Annotated in this window: 10 protein-coding genes and 1 pseudogene; 6 read left to right on the top strand and 5 right to left on the bottom strand. The window is 71.6% G+C overall.

Annotated elements, in window-relative coordinates; translation table 11 throughout:
• Positions 1-81: 81 nt before the first annotated feature.
• Positions 82-690 (bottom strand): biotin transporter BioY, encoded by a 609-nt coding sequence (locus tag J1792_RS31170; RefSeq protein ID WP_086566565.1) that lies wholly within the window; start codon positions 688-690, stop codon positions 82-84.
• A gap of 311 nt (positions 691-1,001) precedes the next feature.
• Between J1792_RS31170 and J1792_RS31175 the strand changes: the two genes are divergently transcribed.
• The 3 genes from J1792_RS31175 to J1792_RS31185 all read left to right on the top strand — a co-directional run bounded on the left by J1792_RS31175 (position 1,002) and on the right by J1792_RS31185 (position 4,788).
• Entirely contained in the window at positions 1,002-2,411 is a 1,410-nt protein-coding gene (locus tag J1792_RS31175) for an amino acid permease (RefSeq protein WP_086566566.1), read from the top strand.
• 147 nt (positions 2,412-2,558) lie between these two features.
• Entirely contained in the window at positions 2,559-3,980 is a 1,422-nt protein-coding gene (locus J1792_RS31180; RefSeq protein WP_086566568.1) for an amino acid permease, read from the top strand.
• Between the two features lie 166 nt (positions 3,981-4,146).
• On the top strand, positions 4,147-4,788 hold the full coding sequence (locus J1792_RS31185) for a superoxide dismutase (protein WP_086566569.1): 642 nt from the start codon (positions 4,147-4,149) through the stop codon (positions 4,786-4,788).
• Positions 4,789-4,908: 120 nt separating this feature from the next.
• Here J1792_RS31185 and J1792_RS31190 read toward each other — a convergent pair whose 3' ends face one another.
• Complete coding sequence (locus J1792_RS31190; RefSeq protein WP_086566572.1) at positions 4,909-5,535, bottom strand: hypothetical protein; 627 nt, start codon at positions 5,533-5,535, stop codon at positions 4,909-4,911.
• A gap of 124 nt (positions 5,536-5,659) precedes the next feature.
• Positions 5,660-6,292 (bottom strand): mycothiol-dependent nitroreductase Rv2466c family protein, encoded by a 633-nt coding sequence (locus tag J1792_RS31195; RefSeq protein ID WP_086566573.1) that lies wholly within the window; start codon positions 6,290-6,292, stop codon positions 5,660-5,662.
• Between the two features lie 127 nt (positions 6,293-6,419).
• Here J1792_RS31195 and pepN point away from each other — a divergent pair, with 127 nt between their 5' ends.
• Together pepN and J1792_RS31205 are read left to right on the top strand one after the other, a co-directional pair.
• Entirely contained in the window at positions 6,420-9,020 is a 2,601-nt protein-coding gene (gene pepN / locus J1792_RS31200; protein ID WP_086566575.1) for an aminopeptidase N, read from the top strand.
• A gap of 121 nt (positions 9,021-9,141) precedes the next feature.
• Positions 9,142-10,188 (top strand): hypothetical protein, encoded by a 1,047-nt coding sequence (locus J1792_RS31205; RefSeq protein ID WP_207248681.1) that lies wholly within the window; start codon positions 9,142-9,144, stop codon positions 10,186-10,188.
• Between the two features lie 19 nt (positions 10,189-10,207).
• Here J1792_RS31205 and J1792_RS31210 read toward each other — a convergent pair whose 3' ends face one another.
• The gene (locus tag J1792_RS31210) at positions 10,208-11,947 is read right to left on the bottom strand and encodes a TIGR03767 family metallophosphoesterase (RefSeq protein WP_207248682.1); all 1,740 of its coding nucleotides are present in this window, start codon (positions 11,945-11,947) and stop codon (positions 10,208-10,210) included.
• Positions 11,948-12,461: 514 nt separating this feature from the next.
• Between J1792_RS31210 and J1792_RS31215 the strand changes: the two are divergent.
• Positions 12,462-15,140, top strand: a pseudogene (locus J1792_RS31215) (S8 family serine peptidase); the annotation flags it as partial.
• Positions 15,141-15,248: 108 nt separating this feature from the next.
• Here the strand turns inward: J1792_RS31215 and J1792_RS31220 are convergent.
• Entirely contained in the window at positions 15,249-16,229 is a 981-nt protein-coding gene (locus J1792_RS31220; RefSeq protein WP_086566579.1) for a helix-turn-helix domain-containing protein, read from the bottom strand.
• Between the last annotated feature and the right edge of the window lie 201 nt (positions 16,230-16,430).

Here is a 16,430-nt window from a genome sequence, read left to right on the forward strand (position 1 = left end):
CCCGGCGCACCGCCCACGAGTCGGGCCCGCACCCCCGAAGGAGGGTGCGGGCCCGGTCCGTACGTAGGGAGAGGAGACGGCTCAGCCGCGGCGGCCCAGCAGCTTCCAGGCGGTGGGCAGGGCGCCCATGGCCAGCGCGGCCTTGAGGGCGTCGCCGATGAGGAACGGCGTCAGGCCCACCGCGACGGCCTGGCCGATCGGCATGTGGGTGGCCAGCGCGAGGTAGGGGACGCCGACCGCGTAGATGATCGCGGAGCCCAGCGCCATGGTGCCCGCGGTGCGCAGCACGGAGCGGTCGGCGCCGCGCTGGGCGAGGGCGCCCACGACGGTGGCGGCCAGCAGCATGCCCAGGACGTAGCCGAAGGACGGGAAGGCGGCGCCGGAGCGGGCCTCGGCGAACCACGGCATGCCCGCGACGCCGGCGACGGCGTACAGCGCGAGGGAGAGGAAGCCGCGGCGGGCGCCGAGGGCGGTGCCCACCAGCAGGGCGGCGAAGGTCTGGCCGCTGACCGGGACCGGGGAGCCGGGGACGGGCACGGCGATCTGCGCGGTGAGGCCGGTGAGCGCGGCGCCGCCGAGGACCAGGGCCGCGTCGCGGACGCGGGCGCGCCCGGCGGTGGAGGCCGGGAGCAGATCGGCGAGGACCGCACCGGAACGGGCACGGGTGACGGGGACGGTAGCGGTGGCCATCGGTACTCCGCGGGAAGGGATGAGCAGGGACAGCCCGACGTTAGCCGAGCGTCACGCCGTGGGCACCGGAGCTCTGCGACAAAGGCTGACCACTGAGCTTTGGCGGGTTTCCCAGCGCGCCGTCCGGTGTGTGCGCACTTCAAAAGTGGTTGCTTGCGTAAACGTGATGCTTGTCACGAGAGACCGTGTGCGGCTTGGCGGCGGCCGCCCGGCCGGGGGAATCTGGAACCGCACCTCGCGTTTTCGCGCGCGCCCCCTGTTTCTCGCGCGCGCCTCGCGCGGCACCACGCACAACCGAAAGAACGAGCCCCATGCACGACGCACAGCTTGTCGCCGAGCCGCCGGCCGCCGGTGAGAAGGAACCTCTGGCCCCGGGACTCAAGCAGCGGCATCTGACGATGCTGGGCCTGGGCGGCGTCATCGGCGCCGGCCTCTTCGTCGGCTCGGGCGCGGGCATCGCCGTCGCCGGCCCCGGCATCATCGTCTCCTATCTGATCGCGGGCGCGCTCGCGATGCTGGTGATGCGGATGCTGGGCGAGCTCTCCTCGGCCATGCCCGCCTCCGGCGCCTTCTCGGTCCACGCGGAGCGCGCGCTCGGCCGCTGGGCGGGCTTCACGGTGGGCTGGTTGTACTGGTTCCTGCTCGTGGTCGTGCTCGCCGTCGAGGCGACGGGCGCGGCGCAGATCGCGCACGGCTGGGCGCCGTCGGTGCCCCAGTGGGGCTGGGTCCTGATCTTCATGCTGGTCTTCACGACCGCGAACCTCGCGGCCGTGAAGAACTTCGGCGAGTTCGAGTTCTGGTTCGCGGCCCTGAAGGTGGGCGCCATCGTCCTCTTCCTCGGCCTGAGCCTGCTGGCCATCTTCGGCCTGCTGCCGGACACCGACCCGGTGGGCTTCACCAACCTCACCGGGCAGGGCGGCTTCCTGCCCAACGGCTGGAGCGGCGTGATCTCCGGCGTCCTCGCCGTGGTCTTCGCCTTCGGCGGCCTGGAGGTCGTCACGATCGCCGCGGCCGAGTCCGACGACCCCGCCCGTGCCGTGGCCCGCGCGGTGCGCAGCGCGGTGTGGCGGATCCTCTTCTTCTACGTGGGCTCGATGCTCGTCATCGTCACCCTGCTGCCGTGGACGTCGATGAAGCCGGGGCAGAGCCCGTACGTCGCCGTGCTGGACCACATCGGCGTGCCGGCGGCCGGGCAGATCATGAACATCGTGGTCTTCGTGGCCCTGCTGTCGGCCCTGAACGCCAACCTCTACGGCTCGTCGCGGATGGTCTTCTCGCTCGCCGAGCGGGGCGAGGCGCCGCGGACCCTGCTGAAGGTCTCCGGCGGCGGCGTGCCGCGCCGGGCGGTGCTGGCGTCGGTGGCGTTCGGCTTCGCGTCGGTCGTGCTGAACCTGAAGTGGCCGGACTCGATCTTCCACTACCTGCTGAACGCGGTGGGCGCGGTCCTGCTGTTCGTCTGGGGCCTGATCGCGGTGTCCGAGCTGCGGCTGCGGCGCCGGATCGAGCGCGAGACGCCCGAGCTGCTGACCCTGCGCATGTGGTGCTTCCCCTATCTGACGTGGGCGGCGCTGGCCGGCATGGGCGGGGTGCTGGTGCTGATGCTGACCGACGCGGAGGCGCGGCCGCAGCTGATGTGGTCGGCGGCGGCGACCGGCGCGGTGCTGGTGGTGGCCGGTTTGCGTGAGGTCCGGCTGCGCCGGTCCGAGCACCGAGACGCCTGAGGTTTTTCGTTTTTGCCGATATGTCAGGCACAGACGGTCATACGTCTGTCCGAATATCGGATATCTGTGTAAGGGGTATTGTCCTCAGCCAACATCGCCCCGACACTGAGGCAACTTTTCCGCTCTCACCAACGGGGCAACACGATCATGACTGGTACACCCTCCCCGCCGGCGGCGTGCGGGACCCCCGTCCCCGAAGCCGCCCCGGCGGACATCCCACCGTCGGGTCCGGCACTGGCACACGGCCTCAAGCAGCGCCACCTTTCGATGATCGCCCTCGGTGGCGTCATCGGCGCCGGCCTCTTCGTCGGCTCCGGGGCGGGCATCGCCGCGGCCGGCCCGTCGATCGTGCTGGCCTATGCGGCCTCCGGGCTGCTGGTGATGCTCGTGATGCGCATGCTCGGCGAGATGTCGGCGGCCAACCCGGCCTCGGGCTCCTTCTCCGTGCACGCCGACCGGGCGATCGGCCCCTGGGCCGGCTTCACCTCCGGCTGGGTGTTCTGGACCCTGCTGTGCGTGGCCGTGGGCGCCGAGGGAATCGGCGCGGCGTCCATCATGACCGGCTGGTTCCCCGGCACCGACTCCTGGATGTGGGTCGGCCTATTCATGATCATATTCACCGTGTCCAACCTGGCCGCGGTGAGCAACTTCGGTGAATTCGAGTTCTGGTTCGCCACCCTCAAGGTCACCGCGATCGCGGTCTTCCTCATCCTGGGCATCCTCGCCGTCATGGGAATGCTGCCCGGCACCCACTCCCCGGGCGTCTCCAACCTCACCGGCCAGGGCGGCTTCTTCCCGATGGGCGCCAACGGCCTGGTCGTCGGCCTGCTCGCCTCGGTCTTCGCCTACGGCGGCCTGGAGACGGTGACCATCGCCGCGGCCGAGTCCGAGCACCCCCGCCAGGGCGTCGCCAAGGCCGTGCGCACCGCGATGTGGCGCATCGGGCTCTTCTACGTCGGCTCGCTGCTGGTCGTCGTCACCCTGATCCCGTGGAACGACCCGTCGGTGGTCAAGGGCCCGTACGTCGCCGTCCTGAACCACCTGGACATCCCCGGCGCCGGCCAGATCATGAACGTCGTCGTGCTGATCGCGCTGCTGTCGGCGATGAACGCCAACATCTACGGCTCCTCGCGCATCGCCTTCTCCCTCGTCAGCCGTGGCCAGGGGCCCAAGGCGCTGGGCCGCGTCAGCGGCGGAGGCGTGCCGCGCTACGCGGTCGTCGCCTCGGCCGCCTTCGGCTACCTCGCGGTGCTGCTGAGCTACTGGTGGCCGGACACCATCTTCAAGTGGCTGCTCAACATGGTCGGCGCGGCCACCCTGGTGGTCTGGGGCTTCATCGCGGTCTCCCAGCTCTTGGGCCGGCGCCGCATCGCCAAGGAGCAGCTCCTGGTCAAGATGTGGCTCTTCCCGTACCTGACCTGGCTGGCGCTGGCCGGCATCGTCGGCGTGCTGGCCCTGATGCTGCGCGAGGAGGAGACCCGCATCCAGCTGTACTTCACCGGCGGTCTCACGCTGGTGCTCGCGCTGACCGGATACGTCCGCCAGCGCGCGGCGGCGGCCCGCGCCTGACGCGCCCGCGGCACCCCACCCCTTGAGGCGGGGTAGGTCCTGATCTTCAGGACCTACCCCGCCTCCGTCTTTGGTCCGAGTCCTGCCCCCATTACCCCTTCTTTCAAGTACTTACTGGTAGCGTCTACCTGCAAGTTCATTGCAATAAGCAGTCGGAGGGCTCGGCATGGCCATCTACACACTTCCTGAACTTCCCTATGACTACTCGGCGCTGGCCCCGGTCATCAGCCCCGAGATCATCGAGCTGCACCACGACAAGCACCACGCCGCGTACGTCAAGGGCGCCAACGACACGCTCGAGCAGCTGGCCGAGGCCCGTGACAAGGACCAGTGGGGTGCCGTCAACGGCCTGGAGAAGAGCCTCGCGTTCCACCTCTCCGGCCACATCCTGCACAGCATCTACTGGCAGAACATGACCGGCGACGGCGGCGGCGAGCCGCTGGACAAGGACGGCGTGGGCGAGCTCGCCGACGCCCTCGCCGAGTCGTTCGGCTCGTTCGCCAAGTTCAAGGCCCAGCTGACCAAGGCCTCCGCCACCACCCAGGGCTCCGGCTGGGGCGTCCTGGCCTACGAACCGGTCAGCGGCCGTCTGATCGTCGAGCAGGTCTACGACCACCAGGGCAACGTCGGCCAGGGCTCGACCCCGATCCTGGTCTTCGACGCCTGGGAGCACGCCTTCTACCTGCAGTACAAGAACCAGAAGGTCGACTTCATCGAGGCCATGTGGCAGGTCGTCAACTGGCAGGACGTCGCCGCGCGCTACGCCGCCGCCAAGGCGAAGGGCAACAGCATCCTGCTGGCGCCGTGACCGTGACGCCTCGCGCGTGACGCACAGGCCGCCTGCCTCGTGATCGTCTTCTCACCCTTCACCCGGCAGGCGTAACGGCGGGGCCCCCGCGCGGTCCGATACCGCGCCGGGGGCCTCGCCTCACCCATGGCCGAACGCCTCTCCGGTCACCGGGAACTCCCTGGCCAGCCCGGTCTCGTGCAGCCGGGCGAACGGGGTGAACGGCACCCCCAGCTCCGACTTGCCCCGGTCGAAGTTCCACGCCTTGTGCACCGCGAAGCGGTAGTCGACGACCGTCGCGCCGTCCGCGGCCACCCGGACCGTGCCGGTCAGGCGGAACTCCACACAGCGCAGGGCCAGCCACCAGTCGGGGCTCACCCGCCGGGTGATCAGCACGTCGCGCCAGCCGCTGTCGGCGGGGTACGCGGCGGCGGCCCGGGTGCCGGCACGCCACCGCGCCAGGGCCTCCGCCCGCCACCGTTCCAGCTGCGCCTCGGCCGCGTGCCGCACGGCGGGCAGCGCCAGCAGCGCCTCGGCGTCCACCCGGTAGGGGGAACCCGTACCGCGCAGATAGTGCCGCAGCGCACCGGAGGCGGAGCGCAGCCCGAGCAGCGCCCACACGCCCCGCAGGGCGTGGCAGCCGGCCAGCGTCAGCAGGTCGTACGGGCGTACGGGCAGCTCCGCGTGGCCGGCGTTGCCGCTGGGCGGCTCGGCCTCGGCCCAGCCGCCGTCACGGCCGAGCGGCCGGGAGAGGTCGACCTGGTCCATACCGGGACATTAAGGGACCATCCCCTCGGGCGCCCGCCGAACGGGAAACCGCAACGCCGTCAGTGAAGATCGGCCACGTTCTTCGACCGCCGTAGTCGAAGATCGGCCACGCCCTCCACCCGCCTCAGTCGAAAATCGGCCCCTTCGTCCGGGTGCGCTTGATCTCGTAGAAGCCCGGCGTGGAGGCGACCAGCAGGGTGCCGTCCCACAGGCGGGCCGCCGCGTCGCCCTTGGGGGCGGGGGTGACCACCGGGCCGAAGAAGGCGACCTCGTCGCCGTCCGGGCCGGGCACGGCGATGACCGGGGTGCCGACGTCCTGGCCGACCTTGTCGATGCCCTCCTTGTGGGAGACCCGCAGGTCGGCGTCGTAGGCGTCGGTCTCGGCGGCGTCCGCGAGGCGGGCCGGGAGGCCGGCCTCCTCCAGCGCCGCGACCAGCGTCTCGCGGCTCTGCGGCAGGCCCTGGAGGTGGAAGCGGTTGCCGAGGGCGGTGTAGAGGCGGCCCAGCACCTCGTCGCCGAACTCCTTCGCGGCCGCCACGCACACCCGCACCGAGCGCCAGGCGTCGCCCAGGAACGCGCGGTACTCCTCGGGCAGCTCGTCGATCTTGTCCTCGTTGAGCACCGCCAGGCTCATGACGTGCCAGCGCACGTCGACCGGGCGCACCTTCTCCACCTCGAGCATCCAGCGCGAGGTCATCCAGGCCCAGGGGCAGGCGGGGTCGAACCAGAAGTCGGCGGTCACTCTCTCCGCGGTCACGCGAATCTCCTCTGACGGGTCCTGAACGGACTGAACGGTCAGCGATTCAACAAGCACACCCCGTGCCATGATTCCTGGTGTTCGATATACGTGACGAAGTCGAGCCGACGAACGAGGGAGCCGCGACGTGCCCGGTGAGAACCTGACCCGCGAGGAGGCCCGCGAGCGGGCCAGGCTGCTGACCGTGGACGCCTACGACGTGGCCCTCGATCTGCGGTCCGCGCCGGGCCCGGGCCCCGAGCCGCGCACCTTCCGGTCGGTGACCACGATCCGCTTCCGCTGCGCCGAGCCGGGCGCGGCCACCTTCGCCGACCTGCTGGCGCCCGCCGTCACCTCGGTCGTGCTCAACGGCCGCGAGCTCGACGCGAAGGCCGTCTTCGACGGCTCGCGGATCGCCCTGGACGGCCTCGCCGCCGAGAACGTCCTCGTCGTCGACGCCGAGTGCGCCTACAGCCGCACCGGCGAGGGCATGCACCGCTTCGTCGACCCCGAGGACGGCGAGGTCTACCTCTACACCCAGTACGAGCCCGCCGACGCCCGCCGCGTCTTCGCGAACTTCGAGCAGCCCGACCTCAAGGCGCCCTTCACCTTCTCGGTGACCGCGCCCGCCGACTGGACGGTGCTCAGCAACGGCGAGCAGGACGGCGAGCCCGAGAAGGCCGACGTCTCCTCGGCCACCTGGCGCTTCGTGCCCACCCGGCCGATCTCCACCTACATCACGGCCGTCGTGGCCGGCCCGTACCACGTCGTCCGCGACCACTACAGCCGCACCCTCGAGGACGGGACCGTCCTCGACGTCCCGCTGGGCGCGCTGTGCCGCAAGGGCCTGGCCCGGCACTTCGACGCCGACGACATCTTCACCGTCACCAAGCAGGGTCTGGACTTCTTCCACGACCACTTCGACTACCCCTACCCCTTCGGCAAGTACGACCAGGCGTTCGTGCCGGAGTACAACATCGGGGCGATGGAGAACCCGGGCTGTGTGACCTTCCGGGAGGAGTTCGTCTTCCGCGGCAAGGTGACGCGGTCGTCCTACGAGCGCCGGGCCAACGTCATCCTGCACGAGATGGCCCACATGTGGTTCGGCGACCTGGTGACCATGCAGTGGTGGGACGACCTGTGGCTCAAGGAGTCCTTCGCCGACTTCATGGGCTCCTTCTCGCAGGTGGAGGCGACGCGCTTCGACAACGCCTGGATCACCTTCGCCAACAACCGCAAGGCCTGGGCCTACCGCGCCGACCAGCTGCCCTCCACCCACCCCGTCACGGCGGACATCCACGACCTGGAGGACGCCAAGCTCAACTTCGACGGCATCACCTACGCCAAGGGCGCCTCGGTGCTCAAGCAGCTCGTCGCCTACGTGGGCCGCGACGCCTTCCTCGAGGGCGCCCGCCGCTACTTCAAGCGCCACGCCTACGGCAACACCCGCCTCGCCGACCTGCTCGAGGTGCTGGAGGAGACCTCGGGCCGGGACATGGCCGCCTGGTCCCGCTCCTGGCTGCAGACGGCCGGGGTCAACTCCCTCACCCCCCTGGCGACCTACGACGCGGCCGACCGGATCACCGAGCTGGCCGTCCTCCAGGAGGCGCCCGAGGCGCATCCCGAGCTGCGCCCGCACCGCGTGGCCGTGGGCCTCTACCGCAGGCGCGAGGCCGGCGGCGCGCTCGAGCGCTACGCCCGCGCCGAGGTCGACGTCGCCGGGCCCCGCACGGTGGTCGCGGAGCTGGCCGGGGCGGAGCGTCCCGAGCTGATCCTGGTCAACGACGACGACCTCACCTACTGCAAGATCCGCTTCGACGAGGGCTCGCTGGACACCCTGCGCGAGCACCTGGGCGACCTGACCGACCCGCTGGCCCGCGCCCTGTGCTGGTCCGCCCTGTGGAACCTCACCCGCGACGGCCTGCTGCCCGCCCGCGACTACCTCGGCCTCGTGCGGCGCTTCGCGGGCGCGGAGACCGACATCGGCGTGCTCCAGATGGTGCAGGCCTGGGCCACCAGCGCGCTCACGTACTACGCGGCCCCCGCCTCGCGCGAGCCCGCCGGCCGGGAGCTGGCCGGCAGCGCGCTGAGCGAGCTGCGGCAGGCCGAGCCGGGCAGCGGCCACCAGCTGGCCTGGGCCCGCTTCTTCGCCCAGCTCGCCGCCACGGAGGCCGACCTGCAGCTGCTCGGCGGCCTGCTGGACGGCACCGCCCGGATCGACGGCCTGGACGTCGACCAGGAGCTGCGCTGGGCGTTCCTGGGCACGCTCGCCGCCCGCGGCACGGCCGACGAGGCGGCGATCGCGGCCGAGCTGGCCCGCGACAACACCGCCTCCGGCCGGCGGCACCAGGTGCGCTGCCTGGCGGCCCGCCCGGACGCCGAGGTCAAGGCCGCGGCGTGGGCGGAGGTCGTGGAGTCCGACACGCTCTCCAACGCCCTGGTCGAGGCCACCATCACCGGCTGGGCCCGGCCGGACCGGCGGGATCTGCTGGCGCCGTACGCGGAGCGCTACTTCGAGGCGATCGAGCGGGTGTGGCGGGAGCGGTCCATCGAGATCGCGATGGCGATCGTCCGCGGCCTCTTCCCGGCGCTGCAGGACGACGTGAGCACGCTCAAGGCAGCCGACGCCTGGCTCGCCGGGCACGAGGACGCCGCCCCCGCCCTGCGGCGGCTGGTGGCCGAGGCCCGGGACGACCTGGCGCGGGCGCTGCGGGCCCAGGAGTGCGACGCGGGGGCCGCCGCCCGGTAGGCCCGGCCACGTGCCTTCACCGAACCTTCAAACCCCTTACAAGACGGCGGGGTTGTCCGGAAATCCCGACGGGTACGTAACAGCGGTTAGCGGGTGGGGCGGGAGCGGGAATGGCCGGGGCATGAACCCCGACACCCCCCTCTCGCCACGCCCCCTGTACCACCTCTCCGACGTCCGGCACCGTGTCATGACCGCCCGTCAGCTGCGGGAGCACGGCGTGACGGGTGCCGAGGCGGGTGAGCGCTGCCGCTCCGCCGGCCCCTGGCGGCGGCTGCTGCCGGGGGTCTACCTCCTCCACACCGGGCCGGCCACCGGCGAGGAGCGGCTGCACGCCGCCCTGATGTACACCCTTCCGCGGGCCCAGGTCCCGCGTCAGCCGGGCCCGGGCGCCACGCGGGAGCCGGACCCCGGCCCGTACGGCCACGCGATGATCACCGGCGCGGCGGCGCTGGCCCTGCACCGCTTCACGGCCGTGCCCTCGCTGCTGTCCCTGGAGCGCATCGACGTGCTGGTGCCGCGCACCCGGCGGCTGCGGTCGACCGGCTTCGCGCGGATCGTACGGGCGCACACCCTGCCCCGGCCGGCGCTGCTCACCGGCGTGCCGGTGGCGCCGGCCGCCCGCGCGGTGGCCGACGCGGTGACGCATATGACGGACGCCGGCGAGGTGCGGCGGCTGCTGACGGAGGCCGTGCGCGGCGGGCACTGCGAGGCGTCCGAGCTGGTGCGGGAGCTGGCCCGGGCCCGGCTGCTGGGCCGGCCGCGGGTGACCGAGACGGTCGACGCGCTGCTCGCCGAGAGCCGCTCGGCCGCGGAGGGCAGGCTGTACGACATGGTGCGCGAGCAGGCCCTGCCCGCCCCGCTGTGGAACGTCGACCTGCGGCTGCCGGGCGGGCCGAGCCTGGGCTGCGTGGACGCGTTCTGGCCCGACCACGCCGTGGCGCTCGAGCTGGACACCCGGGCCGCGCACGACGGGAGCGACGCGCTGTGGTCCGAACAGTCGTGCCGGCACGAGCACTTGGAGCGCCTGGGGATCACGGTCGTGCGGGTGACGCCGGGGGGACTGCGGGGCCGGTACGCGCTCGAGGAGCAGGCCGCGGTCGTCCGTACCGCCCTGGTGGCGTCGGCCGACCGCGAGCCCGCCGCGTATCTCCTCGTGCTGCCCCGGTGAGGGGCGGCCCGCCGGGCCGTCAGCGCCTGGTGAGCAGCAGCTCGGTGTTGCGGTCGGTGGGCGAGCCGGCGAGCGAGGTGTCCGAGCCGGGCGCGTTGAAGGCCAGCTCGCGGTAGAGGGCCGCGAGCCCGGTCTGGGACAGGTCGTGGAAGTCGGTGCGGTAGGGCGCGGCCGACTCGACGAGGGTGGTGAACAGGGAGATCGTCCCGTCCTTGTTGTCGGTGATCTCGATGACGCGGGCGAGCTGCGGGTAGTCGACGTGCGAGGCGGTGGCGATCTCCCAGAAGGTGCCGCGCGGCCGGATGCGGTTGCGGTGGCTGTGTCCGTTGATCCAGGCCAGGACGTTGGGGTGGCGGCCGAGCAGGGCGAGCACCTCGTCGCCGTTGTGCCGCTTCTCGCCCGGGCGGGCGGGGTCCGGCGTCATGTTGCTCATGCTCCAGCTCGGGTGGTGGCTGAAGACCAGGGCGTACTCGTCCTTGTGCTGGGCGAGGGTCCGGTCGAGCCAGTTGAACTGGGCGGTGCCGAGCGAGCCCTGGTAGTGGCCGCCGGGGTCCGTCGAGTCGAGGCTGATGCCGATGACGCGGTCGGAGACGCGGAAGGTGTAGTAGAGGTTGCCGGAGTCGAGGTTGGCGCGGGTGTAGCCGTGACCGACGGGACCGCGGCCGGTGTAGCGGGGGTCGAGGTGGGCGGCCACGTACTGCCGGGCGGTCAGGGGCACCCGGCGGGGGTCGGGGGTGACCGTGCGCATGTCCTTCTTGTGGGCCTTGAGCATGGCCTCGATGCGCTTGCCCTTGGGGTCGGCGCCGTTGACCTCGCCCTCGATCAGGTACTTGGCCTCGGCGGGCGGGATGTACTGCAGCTTCTTGTTGCCGACGGCGACGTCGGAGATGAAGGTGCCCGCGGCCGGGTAGCAGCCGCCGGAGAGGCCGTCGTGGTTGCCGAAGGTGGAGTACCAGGGGATGTTCAGGCCGGGGCTGGTCACGCCGCGGCAGGCGGCGGCGAGGTAGCCGTCGATCCGGGGGTAGCCGACGGCCTTGTCCTGGTCGCGCAGGGCGGTGTCGGGGTGCCAGTAGAGCTTGAGGCCGCTGTTCTGCACGCCCTCGTAGTGGCGGGGGTCGCCGGTGTTGGGGTTCATCCGGCCGCCGCTGAGGGCGGTGAGGAACCACTCCACCTCGATCCTGGCGTTCTCGTCGCCGTTGTCGCCGGTGGTGACCATGAAGCCGAGCGGTTTGCCGGTGGCGGGCCCGCGGCGCAGCTTGTTGACGCGCTCGACGAGGGAGACCACGCCGGGCAGCGTGAGCGCCTCGTGCGGCCGCCAGCCGCCGGCGTCGGCGGAGCGGAAGAACTCGTAGCGCAGCGGGTGCTGTACGTCCGTCAGGTGCAGGTCGGTGAACTGTACGAAGCAGGCGAGCGCGGTACGCCGGTCCTCGCGGCCGGACCGCCCCTCGGCCAGGTCGGCGCGTACGACCCTGGACCAGCCGGGGCCCTCGCCCAGGCGCCGGTAGCCTCCGCTGCCGCGCGGGGCGGCGACGGAGACCAGGGTGGTACCCGCGTTGGTGGGCGCGGCCTCGGCGGCGGGCGTCTCCTGGGCGGGCGTCGCGGCCGTGGGGGTGGGGTCTCCCGGCGTGGCGGCGGCCGGGCGGGAGTCCATGCCCACGGTCAGGCCCAGGCCGGCGGCCGTGGTGACGGCGCCCGCGGCGGCCAGGAAGGAACGACGGTCGAGCTGCGAGTCTGCGGTTCTGCGGGATCTGCGGTGCATGGCGGTCTCCCCGAGTGCGAACGCGAAGGCTGGCGGTCGTGCGGGCGGGCTGCGGCCCCGGTCAGTCAGGATCGTCGGCAGCGCGAATGACCTGGGCGTGAACATGACCGCAACGGTCGCCGCCGATCACCTCACATGGATCTTGGCTGGTGCGAACTGACATACACCACTCGTCCCCTGGCGTACTGACGCTCACTCAGCGTTCACTCGCGAGGGGAACCCTGGCGGCCATCATCGGCCAGTGCGTTGGTCCGTTTGTCGTACAGCCGCTGAGCTGCGAGAACGCCGCTGACCGCTTCACGGCCTCCGTCCCGCTTCATCCCGCGTGGCGCCTGGCGGGTTTACGCCATCCTTATATTCCCTCTCCGACAACTCTCCCCAAACCCCCGCCACTTCCATCAAAGTGATCGCTCACCGGCCTCCGCATTCCGGACGCCAGGTCGTAGTGCCCACCGCTGTGCACTCTCCGTTGTCTGCGTTTTCTTCTCTTTCTCACTTCCAGTCAGGGATGCCCATGACCACCACCCCCGACCCCCGGAACGCGCCTCCGGGCGCCGGAACCGCGGCCCGAATAGCCATAGCGGCCTCGCTCGTGGCCGCCCTCACCGCGGCGGGCGCCGCCCCCGCGCTCGCCGACGACCCGCGGCCCACCCCGGGACCGGCCAAGTCCGGCGCCGACAAGCTCGGTTCACAGGACGCGGACCTGCTCGCCAAGGCCAAGGCCGACGGCGACAAGACCGTCACCATGATGATCGCCACCCAGCCGGGGAAGACCGGCCAGGTCGCCGGAGCGCTGGACGCGATCAAGGGCGCCTCGGTGGGCCAGGCCTACGACAAGCTCGGCTACGTCCGCGTCACCGTGCCCACCGGCAAGGCCGACGCCGCCATCGACGAGGCCAAGAAGCTCGACGCCGTGCACGGCATCGACCTCAAGCAGGAGATCCGGCTCCCGGACCCCACCCCGCGCGCCGACACCGGCGCCGCGGCGCAGTCCGCGCGGAAGCTCGCCAAGGGCCGGACCTACCCCGCCCCGGGCAAGAACACCCCGGCGAAGAACCCCTATCAGCCCGCCTTCGAGACGGGCGCCGTCGAGTTCACCGAGGACCACCCCAAGGCCGACGGCCGCGGCGTGACCATCGGCATCCTGGACTCCGGCGTGGACCTCGGGCACCCGGCGCTGCAGAAGACCACCACCGGCGAGCGCAAGATCGTCGACTGGGTGACCGCCACCGACCCGCTCGCGGACGAGGACGGCACCTGGCTGCCGATGACGTCCGACGTGTCCGGCCCCTCCTTCTCCTTCAACGGCCGCACCTACACCGCGCCCGCCTCCGGCTCGTACCAGGTCGCCCTCTTCCGCGAGAGCGAGACCACCGGCGGCGACATGAAGGGCGACCTCAACCGGGACGGCGACACCACCGACTCCTGGGCGGTCCTCTACGACAAGGCCAAGGGCACCGTCCGCGTCGACCTCGACGACGACGGGAACTTCGGCGACGACGCGGACATGAAGCCCTACAAGGACGGCTTCCAGGTCGGCTACTTCGGCAAGGACAACCCGGACACCCCGATCGCCGAGCGCATCCCCTTCGTCGTGCAGGTCCGCAAGGACGTGCCGATGGACCCCAAGGGCGGCGACTGGATCGGCAAGAAGGCCGACTTCGTCAACATCGGCGTCATCGAGTCCGAGCACGGCACCCACGTCGCGGGCATCACCGCCGCCAACGGGCTGTTCGGCGGCAGGATGAACGGCGCGGCCCCCGGCGCGAAGATCGTCTCCTCGCGCGCCTGCACCTGGACCGGCGGCTGCACCAACGTCGCGCTCACCGAGGGCATGATCGACCTCGTGGTCAACCGCGGCGTCGACATCGTCAACATGTCGATCGGCGGCCTGCCCGCGCTCAACGACGGCAACAACGCCCGCGCCGAGCTCTACACCCGCCTCATCGACACCTACGGCGTCCAGCTGGTGATCTCCGCGGGCAACAGCGGCCCCGGCCTCAACACCATCGGCGACCCGGCCCTGGCCGACAAGGTCGTCAGCGTCGGCGCCTCCGTCTCCAAGGAGACCTGGGCCGCCAACTACGGCTCCGAGGTCAGGACGTCGTACGCGATGATGCCCTTCTCCTCCCACGGCCCGCGCGAGGACGGCGGCTTCGCCCCGACGATCACCGCCCCGGGCGCGTCGGTCAACACCATCCCGACCTGGCAGCCCGGCGCCCCGGTCGCCGAGGCGGGCTACGAGCTGCCGCCCGGCTACGGCATGCTGCAGGGCACCTCGATGGCCTCCCCGCAGGCCACGGGTGCGGCGGCGCTGCTGATCTCGGCCGCCAAGCAGAAGCACATGAAGCTGGCGCCGGCCGACCTGCGCACGGCGCTGACCAGCACCGCCAAGAAGATCAAGGGCTTCCAGGCGTACGAGCAGGGCTCCGGCCTGATCGACATCGTCGAGGCCTGGGAATCCCTGCGCGACGGCGCCACCGCCCACGAGTACGCCGTCAAGGCGCCCGTGTCCACCGCCCTGTCCGGCCGGCTCAAGACCCCCGGCTTCGGCACCGGCGTCTACGACCGCGAGGGCGGCCTCAAGGCCGGCGAGACCCGTACGTACGACGTCACGATCACCCGCACCTCCGGCCCGGACAAGCCGGTGCGGCACGAGCTGGAGTGGCGCAACAACGACGGCACCTTCAAGCTCGTCGGTGACGACGAGGTCAAGCTGCCGCTGAACAAGCCGGTGACCGTGAAGGTCAAGGCGAAGGCCAAGTCGGCCGGCGTCCACAGCGCGATCCTGGCCCTGGACGACGAGCGCACCGAGGGCGTCGACAAGCAGATCATGACCACCGTGATCGTGGCCGAGCCGCTCGTCTCGAACGTCTTCAAGACGTCCGGCAAGGCCACCCGCAACGCCACCACGTCGTACTTCGTGACCGTCCCCCAGGGCGCCACGTCGCTGGACGTGGCCATGAGCGGCCTGGCCGACGGCAGCCAGACCCGGTTCATCGCCATCAACCCCTACGGCGTGCCGGTGGACAAGACCTCCACGATCAACTGCTACCCGAACTACCCGAACCCGGACAACACCTGCCGCCCGGACCAGCGTTCGTACAAGAACCCGGTCCCCGGCGTCTGGGAGTTCGAGGTGGAGTCCCGCCGCACCTCCCCGCTGCTGGAGAACCCCTACACGCTGACGGTCACCGCGGGCACCGCCAAGCCGTGATCCGTAAGTGAACCCCGCAGGGGGCGGGCGCCGTACGGCGCCCGCCCCCTGTGTCGTCCGCTGTGCCGTCCGCGCGCCGTCCGCTCACGGGAGCCATCCCTTCACCGTGGCCCGGACACCGGCCTGGAAGCGGTTGTCGGCACCCAGCCGTTCCATCAGCCCGCCGATGAGGCGGCTGGTGGAGCGGGCGGACAGTCCCGTCTGACGGGCGATGACCTCGTCCTTCTTGCCGGCCGCCATGAGCCGCAGCACGGCGAGCTCGAGGTCCGAGGGCTCACCGCCCTCGTGCCGTTCGGCCGCGGCGAAGGCGATGGCCCGCTCCCAGTGCGAGTCGAAGAGGTGGGTCAGCAGCCGGATCACGGCGGGGTCGCGGACGACGACCGCTCCGGCGGCCGTGTGGTCGGGGTCCAGGGGCAGCACGGCCGTGGCGGCGTCGTAGACGAGCATGCGGGAGGGCAGCAGGCTGGCGCTCCGCACCTCCGCCCCGGCGGCGCGGATGACCTCGGCGTAGGCCGTCGTGGCGCGGTGGTTGCGGGCCGCGTGCTGGAAGAGGGTGCGCAGGGCGACCCCGCGCTCGAGCGTCGCCAGGTCCAGCGGGGTCGCGGCGCCGATGGCCCGGTCCGTCTGTCCCCCGCCGGGGACCATCGCGTCGACGCTGTCGGTGCAGGTGCGCGCCAGGTCGTCGATGACCGCGCGGATCGCCTCGACCCCGCGGACGACCTCGATGCGGTCCTTCACGGACCGCATGCTCCTGGCCTCCCTGTAGGAACCGGACCAGGCCCCGAGCCCGACGCGGACGGCGGCGATGCGGGACCGGTGCTCCAGGACGCTCTGTTCGGCCTCGGCGAGCAGGGTGTCGGCGGCCGTCTCCGGGCTGACCGCAACCCATCCCCCGGCCGGCGTGGGCTGCAGCAGCTGGGCGAGCCGCAGCTTCCGTTCGGCCTCTCTCGTCCGCTCCTCCGGCAGGCCCAGGGCCACGGATATGTGCCCCGAATCGATCTCCGGACGCATGATGTAGAGGCGGTACACCGCGACGGACACCTCGTCAAGAGTGAACGGCTCCATCGACCTTCTCCCCCCGTGGACGTGCGGCAGGTGGTAGGTGGCAACTACTCGCCAGGCGAGGCCACGCCAGCCTAGAACCCTTGGTTCCACTGCGCCTCCTCCTCGAGTATCGGTCCCACGCGGGCCACCCCCAGGGCCCGCGAGACCCCCACGGGAGGATTCCGATGAGAACCCGTCACCGTCTTCAGCGCAGCCTGGCCG

The organism is Streptomyces triculaminicus (assembly GCF_017349075.1).
Taxonomy (GTDB): domain Bacteria; phylum Actinomycetota; class Actinomycetes; order Streptomycetales; family Streptomycetaceae; genus Streptomyces; species Streptomyces triculaminicus.

What these genes read in the sequence shown, in the direction of transcription:
- J1792_RS31170 (WP_086566565.1), bottom strand. Translation starts at nt 690, where the DNA reads ATGGCCACCGCTACCGTCCCCGTCACCCGTGCCCGTTCCGGTGCGGTC.
- J1792_RS31175 (WP_086566566.1), top strand. Translation starts at nt 1,002, where the DNA reads ATGCACGACGCACAGCTTGTCGCCGAGCCGCCGGCCGCCGGTGAGAAG.
- J1792_RS31180 (WP_086566568.1), top strand. Translation starts at nt 2,559, where the DNA reads ATGACTGGTACACCCTCCCCGCCGGCGGCGTGCGGGACCCCCGTCCCC.
- J1792_RS31185 (WP_086566569.1), top strand. Translation starts at nt 4,147, where the DNA reads ATGGCCATCTACACACTTCCTGAACTTCCCTATGACTACTCGGCGCTG.
- J1792_RS31190 (WP_086566572.1), bottom strand. Translation starts at nt 5,535, where the DNA reads ATGGACCAGGTCGACCTCTCCCGGCCGCTCGGCCGTGACGGCGGCTGG.
- J1792_RS31205 (WP_207248681.1), top strand. Translation starts at nt 9,142, where the DNA reads ATGAACCCCGACACCCCCCTCTCGCCACGCCCCCTGTACCACCTCTCC.
- J1792_RS31210 (WP_207248682.1), bottom strand. Translation starts at nt 11,947, where the DNA reads ATGCACCGCAGATCCCGCAGAACCGCAGACTCGCAGCTCGACCGTCGT.
- J1792_RS31220 (WP_086566579.1), bottom strand. Translation starts at nt 16,229, where the DNA reads ATGGAGCCGTTCACTCTTGACGAGGTGTCCGTCGCGGTGTACCGCCTC.